Below are 13,986 nucleotides of genomic sequence, written 5' to 3' on the forward strand. Positions count from 1 at the left end.
TAAAAAAGAAGCCTGCCCATATTAGGCAGACTTCTAATCATAACTTATTATACAGGATAAATCGGATGTTTTCGATATGGCAACGGCAAATCTTTTGTTTCGTAAAACGATAAGCGCTGAGAAAGTACTGAACGTAATTGGTGCGGTGCCACAATTTCGTCAACGATCAATTCAGATGCCAAGCGATAAATATCGATTTCCTCTTTGTATTCTTGATGTTTTTCCTGAACATATTTAAGACGTTCTTTTGGATCTTCAATTGCTTCAATCTTATTAGAATACACAGCGTTTACAGCAGCCTCAGGACCCATTACCGCAATTTGTGCTGTAGGCAACGCAATGCAGACGTCCGGCTCAAATGCAGGGCCTGCCATGGCGTATAATCCAGCACCGTATGCTTTACGGACAATCACCGAAATTTTCGGCACAGTTGCAGAACTCATTGCTGCGATAAACTTGGCGCCGTGACGAATAATTCCAGCACGTTCAACTTTCGTTCCAATCATGAAACCTGGAACGTCTGCTAGGAATAATAACGGAATTGAGAATGCGTCACAAAGATTAATAAATTTCGCACCTTTATCAGCTGAGTCACCAAACAATACGCCACCTTTTACTTTTGGTTGGTTGGCAAGAATACCGACAACTTGTCCGTCAATACGTGCAATTCCAGTAATCAATTCGCCCGCAAATAATTTCTTAATATCAAAGAAACTGCCTTCGTCAACCAATTGATCGATCAGTTCATACATATCAAAAGGAGCGTTTTGGTTTTCTGGGATAATCGCTTCAAGTGAACGGCCCGCTTTTGCTGCTTTTGCTTCAATTTTTTCAGGCTTGATTGCAAAGTTAGCTGGGAAGTTTGTTAAGTAGCGACGCGCTTCTGAAATGGCTTCTTCTTCCGTAGCTACTAATACGTCACCGACACCACTGACAGTACAATGCATGCGTGCTCCGCCCATTTCTTCAAGCGTTACTTTTTCACCAATAACTTTTTCAGCCATACGTGGCGATCCTAGATACATAGAAGCATTGCCTTCAACCATGATCACGATGTCACAAAAAGCTGGAATATACGCACCACCTGCTGCAGATGGACCGAATAGTAAACAAACTTGTGGCACCATTCCTGACATTCTTACTTGGTTATGAAAAATTTTTCCGGCGCCGCGACGGTTCGGGAACATGTCCAGTTGATCTGTAATACGCGCACCAGCAGAGTCTACTAAGTACAACATAGGCACTTGCATTTTTTCTGCAGTTTCTTGAATACGAATAATTTTTTCAACAGTGCGTGAACCCCAAGAACCTGCTTTAACCGTAGAATCGTTCGCCATGACACAAACTGTTTCGCCGTTAACTTTACCAATAGCTGTGACAACGCCATCAGCCGGAAGGTCGTCTGCCTCAACATTAGCAAAACGTCCATCTTCTGCGTAGTTTTCATCATCAAATAATAATTTCAAACGGTCACGAACAAATAGTTTATTGCTTTCTTTCATCTTCTCGTGATATTTTTGCTGCCCCCCAGCAAAAATTTTTGCAAGCTTTTGTTCTAAACGCTCATTATATCCTATTGTTTCAGTCGTTTTTGTCATTTCATTGTCCCCTTTGTTTAAAACGATTACTCGCCTACTGTGATCAACAAATCGCCTTCGTTAACAAAACCGCCCACTTCAACGTGAACTTTTTCAACTGTTCCGCCAAATTCAGCTTCTACCGGAATTTCCATTTTCATTGATTCGATTGTTAAAACAGCTTGTCCTGGAGTAATTGCTTGTCCTTCAGCTGCTAATACATTTAATACCGTTCCTGCCATTGACGCTTTAAGTTCTTTCATAATGTGTGTTCCTCCTTAGTTTTTTCCATCCATTGTGGCAACACTGCAGTAGCATAGTCACCCGAAACAAATTGTTCTGAACCAATAAAATCCTTAAACAAAGAAATATTGGTTTTTACACCATTAATTGTAACATCATTAAAAAATGCTTGTGACTTCGACAATGCTTCTTCACGATTCACACCGTGAATAATAATTTTAGAAATCATCGGATCATAAAAAGGTGTGACTAAATTACCTTCTTCGTAACCTGTTTCGATTCGTGCTCCTTCTCCCCATTGAAGCTTTTCAAGCTTGCCTGGTGATGGGAAAAAGGTTTTAGGATCTTCCGCATAAACACGGTATTCAATTGCATGTCCATGCGTTTGAATCGTATCTTGTGCCGGAAGTTTTGCACCATTAGCGACATTTAATTGCCATTCAACCAAATCAAGTCCAGTAACTTCTTCAGTAACCGGATGTTCGACTTGCAAACGTGTATTCATTTCTAAGAAATAAAATTCATTGTTGGCATCGACGATAAATTCGACAGTTCCTGCATTCGTATAATTCACAGCTTTCCCAGCCTTAAGTGCAGCTGCACAAAGCTGTTCACGCACTTCTTCCGGCAAGTTTGGTGAAGGTGATTCTTCGATTACTTTCTGGTTGCGGCGTTGAACAGAACAATTTCGTTCATATAAATGAACGAGGTTGCCATGATGATCACCAAAAATTTGGACTTCGATGTGACGTGCATCTGCAATGAATTTTTCGAGATAAACTACATCGTCTCCAAAATAAGCTTTGGCACGATTTTTGACTGAGTCAAATTGCTGAGTGAGCGCTTGCTCACTTTCACAACGAACCATGCCAATGCCGCCGCCGCCCGCACTAGCTTTTAGCATGAGCGGATAACCGATCGTCGCCGCTTCGTGTAAAGCATCTTCTAGCGTTTTAACGCCTTCTTCAGTTCCGGGTACTACCGGCACTCCAGCTTGTATCATCGTTTTACGCGACTCAATTTTGTCACCCATTTTTTCAATGATATCACTTGAAGGTCCTATAAAAACCATCCCCGCTTCTGCAACTTTACGAGCAAAATCGGCATTTTCAGACAGCAACCCATAGCCAGGGTGAATTCCGTCAGCTCCACGTTCTTTTGCTTCTTTTATGATTTTTTCAACTTGTAAATAAGACTGTACGACCGGATTTGGACCGATCAGTACAGCTTCAGTAGCTTCACTAACGTAAGGCAGATCCCCATCAGCCTCAGAGTGAATTGCTACCGTTTCGATCCCAAGACGATTACACGTGCGAATAATTCTACGTGCAATCTCTCCTCGGTTCGCAATTAGGATTTTTTTCATATTTGAAATACCCCCTATGTTTTCTCCCTTCTATAGCATATACGAATTTTGTAAGCGATTTCAACTATTCACTAAAATATTTCTTTTATTTTGTGTTTTTTATTTGTTTTGGTTTATAAATCGATCATTACGAGCTAGTATAATCCTTTTTCATTTTCAAAAAAAGAAACCTTCACTAGAAAGGTTTCATTTTTTCGGTTTATTAAGAAAGCGATCAACCGCATCGTGATGAGGGTCTTTTTCCCATAAAACGGCACATCTTTGAACTTCTTGTTCAACACGTTCTTGTAAATCTGTTTTTTGCCATTTGCGAATAGCCATTTCTTTATAAGCTCGGTGAACATCTGGATGAATATTTTTCATACGTTCGAAAAATATTTCGATGTCTTGCTCTTCATGAATAATAGCCGATGCCCAACCTAGTTCTTTTAATTCGGGTGCTGTATAAACTTTAGCTTCACTAAGCATTTTTAATGCTTTGTCATGCTGTAAATTTTCTAACAAGTATGTACCGCCACCCCATCCACTGGTAATAGCAAGCGTACCTTGGATAAAGCCACATTTTGCATGATCCCATACAAGCCTATAATCACATGCTGTAGCGATTTCACACCCTCCACCAACAGCAACACCATTAACAATGGCAACTACCGGTACAGGCAGCGTTTTGATCGAATACAGCACATCGCTTACCCGTTTGAGCATGCCATAAGCCTGTTGTTCTGTCCGAAGAGTATGAAAAACGGATAAATCTCCACCTGAACAAAAAGCTTGTTTACCCGAAGCGGTAATGATGACCATCCGGACTAAAGGGTGTTTTGCTCTTTCTACTAGTTTTTCAAGACCTTCGGTTACTTCAATATTAATGGCGTTGCGAATTTCAGGTCGGTCAATCGTAAATGTCATAATGCCGTCCGTTAGATTTATCGTATAAGACAATAGAATCCCTCTCTTCTGCCAAAATCTACTTATTTATATATAGAGAAAAAGGCTATCGAGAGCCATGGCCTCTCAATAGCCTTTCAGCAGCAAATACTGTTTTATTTGCTTGCTACTACTTCTTTCCCTTTGTATGATCCACATGCTTTGCAGACGTGGTGAGCCAATTTACTTTCGCCACAGCTTGGGCAAATTACCATGCCCGGCACTGACAATTTAAAATGTGTACGGCGCTTTCTTTTAGCGGTTTTGGACGTTCTTCTAGCTGGTACAGCCATTGGTGACACCTCCTTACACTAATTCTATTCATCTGACTGATCAAAATACTTTGCTAAATCAGCAAGTCTTGGATCCGGTTTTGGTGGTGCCGCTTCTTTCTCTGCTTCGTACTCTTCGTCTGTTGAATACGACCAATCATTTCCGCCTTTTATAACGGCTTGATCAGCGTCTTCCTTAAATACTTGAATCGGAATCTCTAGCAAAACGAGTTCTTCTAGTATCGGCTGAAGATTAATAACTTCAGTTTCTACAAAGTGAACATCACTAAGCTTATCTTCTTGGCCATTACCAGACCAATCGAAGATTTCAACCGTATCAACATTTATCGGAAACTCAACATCCTCCCAAGTTCTAGCACAAGGTAGCGTGAGCATACCTTCGAGATGGAGTTGGCACGTTAATTGTTGCGAACCAATTGTGCAATTTCCTGTAACATGTACAGGTGAAATTTTCCGAATATCGCTATTCCGTGATTTCACTGCATCCAAATGAACCATTTGGTCAATTGGTAGTCCGTCTTTGCGATGCTTTTGTAGCTGTTGAATCGCTATTTTCATAAGTAATCACCTCAAGACAACAAAGTTGATTATATAATGCACAGAAAAAGATGTCAAGAAAAAATCTTGTCACTCTATTTCAAACATCGGTATACTAGAGTTAATTCTACCAAAGAGGTGAGCAGAATGAAAGCTGTAGGAATTATTGTTGAGTACAATCCTTTACATAATGGTCACCTTCATCACGCACAGCAAGCACGTACCGAGTCTGGGGCTGACCTTGTCATTGCCGTTATGAGCGGTCAGTTTTTGCAACGCGGTGAACCGGCATTTGTCGATAAATGGACACGTACTCAAATGGCTCTTGATGCTGGCATTGACTTAGTAATTGAACTTCCCTATATTTATGCGACAGCCCAAGCTTCTGATTTTGCTAAAGGTGGTGTCGCATTGCTTGACGCAATTGGTTGCGAATCTTTTTGCTTTGGAAGCGAACAAGGTCAAATAACTCCTTTTTTGAATTCTCTGCAGCTTTTAACTGAGCATGCGGCTGAATACCAAGCATTTATCCATGAAGCTATCCAAACTGGGATTAGTTATCCAAAAGCTTTAAACAATGCTTATCTCTCACTGATAGGTGATCAGGTTGAATTTGCTGACTTGACACAACCTAATAATATTTTAGGGTTCCATTACCTCGAGGCTGCTCAACGTCTAGGTTCTTCTATTAGACCATTGACCATTCAGCGAATTGGCGCAAATTTCCATGATCCGATCAAGGAGGGACTACCGATTGCTAGCGCTACAGGTATCCGCGAAGCTTTCTTTAAAGGAAATTCCGTAGAGGAATTGTCTACTTATATGCCACAAAGCTCAATTACAGCTTTACTAAAAGCTGAGCAAGAATACGGCAACTTTGGCAGCTGGGAGAAATTTTATCCATTACTTCGCTTTACAATTTTACGTGAAGGTCCTGAAAGCTTAAAATCTTTCGCTGAAGTAACAGAAGGTATTGAAAACTTAATCTACCAATCTGCAAAAACTGCAGATAACTTTGAAAATTTTATGTCCCTCGTCAAATCAAAACGTTATACTCGTACACGAATACAGCGTATGCTGACTCATATTTATACAGGCTTTACTTGGGAAATGCTACGCTCTTATCAATTACCTAGCTACATTCGCCTTCTCGGCATGTCTAGTACTGGGAAAAACTATTTAAACCATAAAAAAAAGAATATCAGGCTTCCCCTCATTAGCCGCGCAGCTGATCTGAGCGACTCAATGGGAAAACTAGATATTCATGCGACTACGATGTATTTGCAAGGTATGGGATCTGTCGATTTGAAGAAAGAATTTACGACTCCACCAATTTATCGAGGTTGAAGCCCTTCCAAAAAACCTAAGGCATCTTCAATTGTATCTACAGGAATAACTTTCATGTCTGTGCCGATTTTCTCTGCAGTTTCGACAGCTATTGTATAATTGCTATCGCCCCCACCTTCTACCGGTTCGTTCGGTGCAAAGAAAATATCGATATCTGCGGAATCGGCTGCCATGATTTTTTGGTCAATTCCACCGATTCTTCCGACAGAACCATCACTTTCCATTGTTCCAGTGCCCGCAATGTCATATCCTTTCGTAATGTCCTCTTCTACCAATTGATTAAGAATTTCCAGTGTAAACATCAACCCCGCCGATGGACCACCAATTTTTTCCGAATCAATTTCAACTTCAGGAGTCGTTTGAATGCTCTTATCTTCTACAAAAGAAATCCCTAAGCCGATTCGCTTCGGGTCGGTTGGCAATGGTGCTAATTTGATTTCCGTACTAATTTCTCGCTCTTCTCTTTCATAAAGTACTTTTACCGTTTCGCCATCTTTCTTATCACTTAAGTAATCAATCAACTGTTGCATCTCCGTATATTTAGTGCCATCGATTTCAAGTACACGATCACCTGGCGCTAAAATATCATCCGCTGCCCCACCATCTAGGACACTTAAAACAAAAACGCCATTATTGTTAATTTCATATGGTAATTCTGCTTGTTCAAAAGCTATTTGCAATGCATTTACTTGTGAATCAGACATTAGTTTTAATTGACGTACATTGTATTCTTCATCGCTTTCGTGAGGACTTCGTACCTGCTCTGGTTGTAACACTTTGTAGCCATCTTGGAGTTTTGCCCAGACATATAAAGCAGGTGTTGCCGTCAGCATCGACACCGTCATTAAACTAAGCGTTCCTTCGTCATCTTCATCTCCATCTACCACTTTAACTAATGGTGCTAGCTCATATGCACCGCCTGGCTTTGTCACATAAGCATCTAGCTGATAAGAGGATAAGTAAACGACTAGTGCCATCACGATAAGAAAAATAAATAATCGTTTGTTTTTCATAGTATCCCTCCTTTTAGCGACCTATATACTTTTTATATTTTGAAATAAGAAAAAAGCCACGAATTTCGTGACTTATTGAAATTTTTCATGAAGAGCTTTTTCAACGGCTTCTGGAACTAACCCCGTTATATTCCCTTGGTACTTCGCTACTTCTTTTACGATACTTGAACTAAGGAAAGAGTATTGATTGTTTGAAATCATGAACAAAGTTTCAATGTTTTCATTTAAAAAACGGTTCATAGAAGTAATCTGCATTTCATATTCAAAATCGCTGACTGCTCGCAGTCCACGAATAATCGCATTTGCTTTTACTTCAACCGAATAATCGATTAATAATCCTGAAAAAGAATCTACTTTGACGTTTGGAATCGATTGTGTCACTTCCGCAATTAAATTCATTCTTTCGTTCACATCAAACAACGGATTTTTTGAAGAATTGTTCATAACAACTACTTTTACTTCATCAAAAATAGTGGACGCTCTTTTAATAATATCCAGGTGTCCCATTGTAATTGGATCAAAACTTCCTGGAACTACAGCGATTTTAGTCAATATGTTCTCCCTCTTCCCCTTGGTAACGGTAAATTGAAATAATTGTGCTTCCATAAAGTTCTTTTTTATAGCGTTCGAAATACTTAGTGCGGTCTGGTAAATCAACATTCCGATCATGTTCACAAACAACTATTGCATCTTTAGTTACAATGTCTAAATCTCCAGCTTTGTCCATCAGGTCATAAGACTTTTTCATATGATAAGGGGGATCTAAAAATAATAACCTTGCTTGAATACCGTTTTTCTTAATTGCTTTAACTGCACGCTCTGCATCTGCCCGGTGGACTTCAGCACGATCAGTTAAACGAACTTTTTCAAGATTAGCTTGGATTGTTTCAACAGCACGTTTGTCTTTATCGGTGAAAATGACATGGTCTATTCCACGACTTAGCGCTTCAATGCCAAGTCCCCCACTTCCAGCAAATAAATCTATTGCATACCCACCATCAAAAAAAGGGCCAATCATATTGAAAATAGACTCTTTTACTTTATCAGTTGTAGGTCTGGTCGAATTGCCAGGTACCGCTTTCAAGGGTATTCCTTTTACAGAGCCCGCTACTACTCGCATACTATCGCCTCTAACTTTATTGATTTTCTTAATGCATTTTAATCGCCTAATGGTAAAATGGAGACTGGAAAGGACGTGAAATGATGATTCAACGTTTTATTGAGCTAGGAGAAGGGTACGGAGATATCTATGAACTCCGCGAACTTATCACAAGTAATCAACAACGCTTTATGCATGGATTTGTATTTGTTTCGACCAATCCACAAGGTCAAGATGTATTGTCAATTGCTGCGGCATTCAAACCAGCTTCAGAAGGAAACTTTATGCCGATCTATCTTTGCCGCGAAGGAATTCCAATGGATTCAAAGCGCTTAGCGGTTTTTGAGGAAATTGTCACCAAATTGGGACATACGCCAATCAAAATGGAAGTTAAGCACTCATCCATATATGCAGATAAAAAATTCTATCACAGTCATTTAATTTCAGTTTTAAGATTAAATCATTATATTCCGCCAATGCAATAATTAAAGACCGATTTTGTAATCGTATTCTTTTGCTTTATCCGGCTTGGCGTTTTCATATTCGGTTTTTAAAAATGGGCGATAAGATTCTAGTACTTGTTTGACGTAAGGTAATTTATTTAATTTTGTTTTAGTCGGTTCAATCATATCTTGGTCCATATAAAGAACCACATATTTTAATTTTCGGGAGATAAAATGAACATGTCCGAACTTTCTTAGCGATTTCGCTTGTTTCAAATGATGCACATAGACAATGAGCCCTTGGCGATCATGCATAACTATCCCTCTTTTCTTAGCTTCTAGAATACCATAGGAAAGAAAAAAGCCGCAACCGAATAAACTGTCAGTATAGTCCTTTATTCGATATACTGTTTTTATGATAGAAATCTAAGGAGGGAATTTACAGAATGGGAAAAAAGACGAAAATCGGTTTAGCAGCTGCAGCTGTTGGAGCAGCGGCTTGGGCAGGTTCTAAAGTTTTGGCAAACCCTAATCAACGTCCTGCAAAAGAAGTATTAAATTACGAACGTCCGATTGTTCTTGCACATCGAGGTGGCGCTAAATTAGCACCTGAAAATACACTTGCAGCATTTAATCATTCAGCCGAGCTCGGAGTTAATGGCTTTGAAGTTGATATTCGCATGACAAGTGACGAAGAAATTCTTGTTTTCCATGATGAATACATCGATCGCACAACAGATGGTGCAGGAAGAGTGGCTGACTTAACTCTCGAACAATTAAGAACTTTTGATCTTGGGTATCATTTTATTGATTTAGATGGCCAACATTCTTATCGTGGAAAAAACGAAAAAGTTGTATTACTGCGTGAACTAATTGAAAAGTTCCCACAAATGTATATCAATATTGATATTAAAGATGCTCCTGAAACATATGAAGGAAGTTTAGTGCCTTCAAAATTATGGCGCTTGATCGATTCACTTGGTGCACACGATCGAATAGTCGTGACTTCTTTTTATGACGAACAAATCGATCGTTTCAATTTATATGCACAAAACCGCATAGCTATTGGTGCAGGAGAAAACGAGATTAGAAAAGCTTATACAGCTTTTACTAGCCAGTTTGGTCACTTGTACCAGCCGCGTGCAGATGTATTTCAAATCCCTACTAAATCTTCTGTTTTCCGACTAGACTCGGCACGATTTATTGCGTTTTTGGACAACTTGAATATTCCTGTACATTACTGGGTTATTGATGAACCAAATGCGATGAGAACTTTAATCGCAGCTGGAGCAAAAGGTATCATTACCGATCGTCCTGATTTAGCTTTATCACTTATATCAGAATTAGAAGTTTAATTGGATTAAAAAAAGTGCAACGCAAGCGTTGCACTTTTTTTATGGAATTATTAAGCGGAGCAAGAACAACCGCCGCCTGTACCACAGCTTCCACCACATGAAGAATCTGATGAGAAAAATGGATTTGTAGACGGTATTTTAACTGCTTCAGATACAGATCTGCCAATAATGAAACTTACTTGATCGATTAAATCTTGTAATTCATTTTCCATTAAACGCAGATTGGCTACTTTTTCATTGAGATCTAAGCGTCGCTTATCCACACGGATTTGCTTCATCACTCGAGAATATTCAGGGTGGTATTTCCCAAAGCGCTGAACTTCTTCGTATTGGTCTTTTAATCTGGCAAAAGCAAGAATTTCGTTCGCTAGATTTTTATCGTTATAGACAGAGGCATGAGCTTCTCGATAAAGGTCAGCTTGCTCTGATTGTAGGATCATTTGGCTTAACTCGTCTGCAAAGTCAGTTATTTCAGCCCATTCGTAGGTCATAATCATAGCATTTCCTCCCTTACATTTTAATCATAGCAGATATTTTCGCATTTCACTACAGACTTGAAAGGATTGTCAACATGAATAAACTTGTCGAGCAATTCGCGCACATTATAAAACAAAGTAGCAATGAAGATATCCAAATTTTAAGCGATTATTTAAACAACTTCGAGAAAAAGCAGCAAGGTGAATTTTCTACCTATTTAAGCGCTAGTTTAAATATGACACGCAACTTAGAAGACCACTCTTCTGTTGTTTCTATACCGAATACTCCTTTTATCCACAATACAATGGCTATACCTCACGGTGGAATTCTTGCAGTGCTAATTGACACAGCTATGGGTACTCTGGCGAATAGCAAGTGTTTAGAGGGGTTTAGCGCTGTTACAACTAACTTGACGATACATTACTTAGCAGTGGCAGATGAAGCCTCTATAAGTGCTCATGCACGGTTAATACGCAATGGCAGACATACCATGGTCATTGAAAGTGATATTTTGCAAGAAGATGGCAAACATATAGCCACTGCTACTGGCTCATTTTTTATTGTTCCAAAAAAATAACCTGTTATTGCTCAGAGGCAATAACAGGTTTTTCTTCCAGAAAAATTTGAGTATAGTATTTACCAAATACCCCAACACCTGTTTGATCGTATTCGTCACTAAGAAGGGTATTTCGATGAGCCTCTGAATTAATCCAGCCATGAACTGTTTCTGCCGGGTCGTAATAACGTGCAGCCGTATTTACAGCTGCCTGTTTAAAACTAATATCACTTTCTTGTAAACGTGCGTGCAAGTCTTTAAACTCTATTTCTTCTGAAGTGAAATTTTGCTTTGCCATGTCTTCACTGTTAGCCTCTGCTACCGCACTTATTTGTGGATTATAAGTTAGCGGTCTTGCTCCATGTTTTAGGCGATATATATTAACGAGATCTATTACTTGTCTAGCGTTTGCTTCATCTATAGATTGTTGCATGATTGATGAAGGTGTTTGAACCGGAAGCAATTCTCCAGAAAACATCATGTCGTATGGCAAATGTCTAACCAAGGTTTCTGTATCCATAAAACGGACTGCCTCTAAAACACGATCAATAGAATCAATATATAACTGCGCATAAACATCATCAAACTTCACTAAAATACGTTTATCCATATCTTCGGCAGTAACATTAAATGTATAAATACTATCTTCGTATTTAACCGTTACTTCATTTTCTAAAATTGTAAATCTATACAGTTCGTCGAGGGTCTGGCCAATTTTATAGGGTGTAACGTCAACAGCAGTACCTGTTGTATAAGCTTGAACGACGTTACCGTCTTTAATCCCAGCCATTGTATACTGGGCATAACTAGCATTATAAACCCACCAATCATAGCCGTACGCTGATGATTCTATCCGGTCAGGTTTTCCGTACTGCTCGATCCATTTGTCACTTGATTTACCTATATAACTTGATATTCCTGTAGATGGGCGATCCACATTTAACGATTCATCGGTTATTTGATCACTAGGCATTGGCTCTGCTGTTCGCGGAGCTTCTAGAATATCGTTTTCATTAACTGATGGATCTAAGTAAAATAAACCGATAAGAACTATCGATAGAAATATCATAATACGCAATAAGTCTTTCAATCGAGCAGCTCCTTTACTATTGTATCTTCTCAATTATACCAGTCGCCTCTACACTGACACAATCTAGCCATTGCAACAACTTAAATTATGATCTATTATTAAAGGAGTATGTAGTCTTTTTTGTTATAGAGGAGGAGAGATCCTATGTATTTTGAAAATACAGGACTTGAAAACATTCACGTAGATATCGCTTTACTTGAAAGCATCATGAACAACCATGCCTTGACTAAAGAAGGCCAGTGGGATTACGAGCGAGTCACTTATGATCGCAAGTTTATCGTACGCGAAGGCACTTATTATTTGCGCGTATTTGCTTATGCTACTGATGGAGATGTAGATTCAAATGATGCGACAATGCGCGTTATGAAACCAGTACTAGGTAAACACTATTATCCACATGGTGTAGAGTACGGCGAAGACGAACATTTCCCAGAACATTTGATTAAAACTTGCATCGGAATTTTGGATTCTATTAAAAAAGAAGTCAAAGCTTTCGAAATCAGCGTATAAAAAAAAGTCCGCAGTTCAACAATTGAACTGCGGTTTTTTTAAAACAATCTTTAAATACTTCAACTTCCTAAGGAGGATTTCGATAAGTGAAGTGGTTAACGAAAAAAACAGTAACGATTGCTATCATAATAGCCGTTTTAATCTTAATATCAGTATACATATTACCTGTATCGATTCCATTGATAGTTGCATTAATTACCGCTATCTTTTTGGAACCTTTTGTAAATTTCATACATAAAAGATTCAAATGGCATAGAAAGTCTGCTGTTATATCCGTGTTTATTTTATTTTTATTAGTTGTATCAGCCTTGTTGTATTGGATTGTCACACAATTAATAGGGAGAATTATACAATTCACGAAAATGGTACCGGAATATACGAATTCACTTTCTGTCATGTGGGATGAATTCCAACGATTTTTCTTTCGCTCAACACAAGATATGCCTGTCGAAGTCGTATCCTCATTTGAAACAGAATTAGTTAGTTTTATGGAAGGCATACGGAATTGGGTCTTATCCATTATAAATTACGATACCGTTTCAAATTTATTGACCGGCATTCCTTCGTTTCTTGTAAGCTTTATCGTCTTTTTAATTGCATTGTTCTTATTTATGCTCGATTTACCAGATCTAAAAACTTTGCTTTTTAAACGTTTAAAAGATTCAACTGCTGAGAAAGTTCGTTTTATGTTTGCTCGCTTAAATAAAGTGATCTTTGGTTTCTTAAAAGCACAATTTCTTGTTAGTTGTATTATTTTTATTGTTTCACTTATAACTTTAGCTTTTATTGTTCCAGAATATGCATTGGTTATGTCACTTGTCATTTGGGTTGTCGATTTTATTCCTATTCTAGGCTCGATCATCGTTTTAACGCCATGGTTTGCTTACGAATTTATCACAGGTGATGTTGTGTTTGGAACACAATTGGCAATCTTAGCACTTGTTCTGTTAATTATTAGACGAACAGTGGAACCTAAAGTGATGGGTACACAGATTGGTCTATCTCCTTTAGCGACTTTAATCGCTATGTTCATTGGTCTTCAACTTCTTGGATTCCTCGGGTTCTTTATTGGACCTTTAATTGTGATTCTTTTCACTTCAGCACGTGAAGCAGGTATGATAAAAATAGATTTTAAAGTATAAAAAAAGGAATCTCT

At 38.7% G+C, this 13,986-nt stretch carries 18 protein-coding genes; 6 read left to right on the forward strand and 12 right to left on the reverse strand.

The annotated features are described in order from the left end of the window. Positions 1-47: 47 nt before the first annotated feature. From PLANO_RS10120 to PLANO_RS10145, 6 genes are all read right to left on the reverse strand, one after another. Positions 48-1,598 (reverse strand): acyl-CoA carboxylase subunit beta, encoded by a 1,551-nt coding sequence (locus PLANO_RS10120; protein WP_038704330.1) that lies wholly within the window; start codon positions 1,596-1,598, stop codon positions 48-50. A gap of 26 nt (positions 1,599-1,624) precedes the next feature. Further along, complete coding sequence (locus PLANO_RS10125; RefSeq protein WP_038704331.1) at positions 1,625-1,840, reverse strand: biotin/lipoyl-containing protein; 216 nt, start codon at positions 1,838-1,840, stop codon at positions 1,625-1,627. Beyond that, positions 1,837-3,186, reverse strand: a complete 1,350-nt coding sequence (locus PLANO_RS10130) for an acetyl-CoA carboxylase biotin carboxylase subunit (protein WP_038704332.1) — start codon at positions 3,184-3,186, stop codon at positions 1,837-1,839. The genes PLANO_RS10125 and PLANO_RS10130 overlap by 4 nt, the downstream gene beginning before the upstream one ends. Before the next feature lie 186 nt (positions 3,187-3,372). Next, a complete protein-coding gene (locus PLANO_RS10135; RefSeq protein WP_081976652.1) occupies positions 3,373-4,125 on the reverse strand; it encodes an enoyl-CoA hydratase/isomerase family protein in 753 nt (250 codons plus the stop codon). Between the two features lie 101 nt (positions 4,126-4,226). Further along, the gene (gene rpmF / locus PLANO_RS10140) at positions 4,227-4,403 is read right to left on the reverse strand and encodes a 50S ribosomal protein L32 (RefSeq protein WP_006828847.1); all 177 of its coding nucleotides are present in this window, start codon (positions 4,401-4,403) and stop codon (positions 4,227-4,229) included. 24 nt (positions 4,404-4,427) lie between these two features. Next, positions 4,428-4,961, reverse strand: coding sequence for a YceD family protein (locus PLANO_RS10145; protein ID WP_038704333.1), 534 nt, complete (start codon positions 4,959-4,961; stop codon positions 4,428-4,430). A gap of 126 nt (positions 4,962-5,087) precedes the next feature. On the opposite strand from PLANO_RS10145, the gene PLANO_RS10150 reads away from it, so the two are divergent. Beyond that, on the forward strand, positions 5,088-6,287 hold the full coding sequence (locus PLANO_RS10150; protein ID WP_038704334.1) for a nucleotidyltransferase: 1,200 nt from the start codon (positions 5,088-5,090) through the stop codon (positions 6,285-6,287). On the opposite strand, the gene PLANO_RS10155 is transcribed toward PLANO_RS10150, so the two are convergent. The 3 genes from PLANO_RS10155 to rsmD all read right to left on the reverse strand — a co-directional run bounded on the left by PLANO_RS10155 (position 6,275) and on the right by rsmD (position 8,420). After that, positions 6,275-7,300: a SepM family pheromone-processing serine protease gene (locus PLANO_RS10155; protein ID WP_038704335.1), complete on the reverse strand. Its 1,026-nt coding sequence runs from the start codon at positions 7,298-7,300 to the stop codon at positions 6,275-6,277. The two genes, PLANO_RS10150 and PLANO_RS10155, sit on opposite strands and share 13 nt — an antisense overlap. Before the next feature lie 72 nt (positions 7,301-7,372). Continuing rightward, positions 7,373-7,852, reverse strand: coding sequence for a pantetheine-phosphate adenylyltransferase (coaD, locus tag PLANO_RS10160; RefSeq protein WP_038704336.1), 480 nt, complete (start codon positions 7,850-7,852; stop codon positions 7,373-7,375). After that, a complete protein-coding gene (gene rsmD / locus PLANO_RS10165) occupies positions 7,845-8,420 on the reverse strand; it encodes a 16S rRNA (guanine(966)-N(2))-methyltransferase RsmD (RefSeq protein WP_038704337.1) in 576 nt (191 codons plus the stop codon). The genes coaD and rsmD overlap by 8 nt, the downstream gene beginning before the upstream one ends. Before the next feature lie 83 nt (positions 8,421-8,503). On the opposite strand from rsmD, the gene PLANO_RS10170 reads away from it, so the two are divergent. Next, positions 8,504-8,884, forward strand: a complete 381-nt coding sequence (locus PLANO_RS10170; RefSeq protein WP_038704338.1) for a DUF7147 family protein — start codon at positions 8,504-8,506, stop codon at positions 8,882-8,884. Here the strand turns inward: PLANO_RS10170 and PLANO_RS10175 are convergent, their stop codons facing one another. Next, positions 8,885-9,157 (reverse strand): YlbG family protein, encoded by a 273-nt coding sequence (locus tag PLANO_RS10175; protein WP_038704339.1) that lies wholly within the window; start codon positions 9,155-9,157, stop codon positions 8,885-8,887. It abuts the gene before it with no gap. Positions 9,158-9,288: 131 nt separating this feature from the next. On the opposite strand from PLANO_RS10175, the gene PLANO_RS10180 reads away from it, so the two are divergent. Beyond that, on the forward strand, positions 9,289-10,197 hold the full coding sequence (locus tag PLANO_RS10180) for a glycerophosphodiester phosphodiesterase family protein (RefSeq protein ID WP_038704340.1): 909 nt from the start codon (positions 9,289-9,291) through the stop codon (positions 10,195-10,197). 50 nt (positions 10,198-10,247) lie between these two features. Here the strand turns inward: PLANO_RS10180 and PLANO_RS10185 are convergent, their stop codons facing one another. After that, the gene (locus tag PLANO_RS10185; RefSeq protein ID WP_008430709.1) at positions 10,248-10,694 is read right to left on the reverse strand and encodes a YlbF/YmcA family competence regulator; all 447 of its coding nucleotides are present in this window, start codon (positions 10,692-10,694) and stop codon (positions 10,248-10,250) included. A gap of 74 nt (positions 10,695-10,768) precedes the next feature. Between PLANO_RS10185 and PLANO_RS10190 the strand changes: the two genes are divergently transcribed. Then, positions 10,769-11,251 (forward strand): PaaI family thioesterase, encoded by a 483-nt coding sequence (locus tag PLANO_RS10190; RefSeq protein WP_038704341.1) that lies wholly within the window; start codon positions 10,769-10,771, stop codon positions 11,249-11,251. A 4-nt stretch (positions 11,252-11,255) separates the two neighbouring features. Here PLANO_RS10190 and PLANO_RS10195 read toward each other — a convergent pair whose 3' ends face one another. After that, on the reverse strand, positions 11,256-12,320 hold the full coding sequence (locus tag PLANO_RS10195; RefSeq protein ID WP_038704342.1) for a CAP domain-containing protein: 1,065 nt from the start codon (positions 12,318-12,320) through the stop codon (positions 11,256-11,258). Between the two features lie 144 nt (positions 12,321-12,464). On the opposite strand from PLANO_RS10195, the gene PLANO_RS10200 reads away from it, so the two are divergent. Continuing rightward, the gene (locus PLANO_RS10200; RefSeq protein WP_038704343.1) at positions 12,465-12,830 is read left to right on the forward strand and encodes a YugN family protein; all 366 of its coding nucleotides are present in this window, start codon (positions 12,465-12,467) and stop codon (positions 12,828-12,830) included. 86 nt (positions 12,831-12,916) lie between these two features. Continuing rightward, entirely contained in the window at positions 12,917-13,972 is a 1,056-nt protein-coding gene (gene ytvI / locus PLANO_RS10205) for a sporulation integral membrane protein YtvI (RefSeq protein WP_038704344.1), read from the forward strand. Positions 13,973-13,986: the final 14 nt, after the last annotated feature.

Source organism: Planococcus sp. PAMC 21323, from assembly GCF_000785555.1.
In the GTDB taxonomy this organism is placed as follows: Bacteria; Bacillota; Bacilli; order Bacillales_A; family Planococcaceae; genus Planococcus.

Excerpts from the sequence above, each read along its gene's own strand:
- PLANO_RS10130 (WP_038704332.1), bottom strand. The coding sequence starts at position 3,186 with ATGAAAAAAATCCTAATTGCGAACCGAGGAGAGATTGCACGTAGAATT.
- PLANO_RS10120 (WP_038704330.1), bottom strand. The coding sequence starts at position 1,598 with ATGACAAAAACGACTGAAACAATAGGATATAATGAGCGTTTAGAACAA.
- PLANO_RS10175 (WP_038704339.1), bottom strand. The coding sequence starts at position 9,157 with ATGCATGATCGCCAAGGGCTCATTGTCTATGTGCATCATTTGAAACAA.
- PLANO_RS10125 (WP_038704331.1), bottom strand. The coding sequence starts at position 1,840 with ATGAAAGAACTTAAAGCGTCAATGGCAGGAACGGTATTAAATGTATTA.
- PLANO_RS10185 (WP_008430709.1), bottom strand. The coding sequence starts at position 10,694 with ATGATTATGACCTACGAATGGGCTGAAATAACTGACTTTGCAGACGAG.
- PLANO_RS10150 (WP_038704334.1), top strand. The coding sequence starts at position 5,088 with ATGAAAGCTGTAGGAATTATTGTTGAGTACAATCCTTTACATAATGGT.
- PLANO_RS10155 (WP_038704335.1), bottom strand. The coding sequence starts at position 7,300 with ATGAAAAACAAACGATTATTTATTTTTCTTATCGTGATGGCACTAGTC.
- rpmF (WP_006828847.1), bottom strand. The coding sequence starts at position 4,403 with ATGGCTGTACCAGCTAGAAGAACGTCCAAAACCGCTAAAAGAAAGCGC.
- rsmD (WP_038704337.1), bottom strand. The coding sequence starts at position 8,420 with ATGCGAGTAGTAGCGGGCTCTGTAAAAGGAATACCCTTGAAAGCGGTA.
- PLANO_RS10190 (WP_038704341.1), top strand. The coding sequence starts at position 10,769 with ATGAATAAACTTGTCGAGCAATTCGCGCACATTATAAAACAAAGTAGC.
- PLANO_RS10200 (WP_038704343.1), top strand. The coding sequence starts at position 12,465 with ATGTATTTTGAAAATACAGGACTTGAAAACATTCACGTAGATATCGCT.
- PLANO_RS10145 (WP_038704333.1), bottom strand. The coding sequence starts at position 4,961 with ATGAAAATAGCGATTCAACAGCTACAAAAGCATCGCAAAGACGGACTA.
- PLANO_RS10170 (WP_038704338.1), top strand. The coding sequence starts at position 8,504 with ATGATTCAACGTTTTATTGAGCTAGGAGAAGGGTACGGAGATATCTAT.
- PLANO_RS10180 (WP_038704340.1), top strand. The coding sequence starts at position 9,289 with ATGGGAAAAAAGACGAAAATCGGTTTAGCAGCTGCAGCTGTTGGAGCA.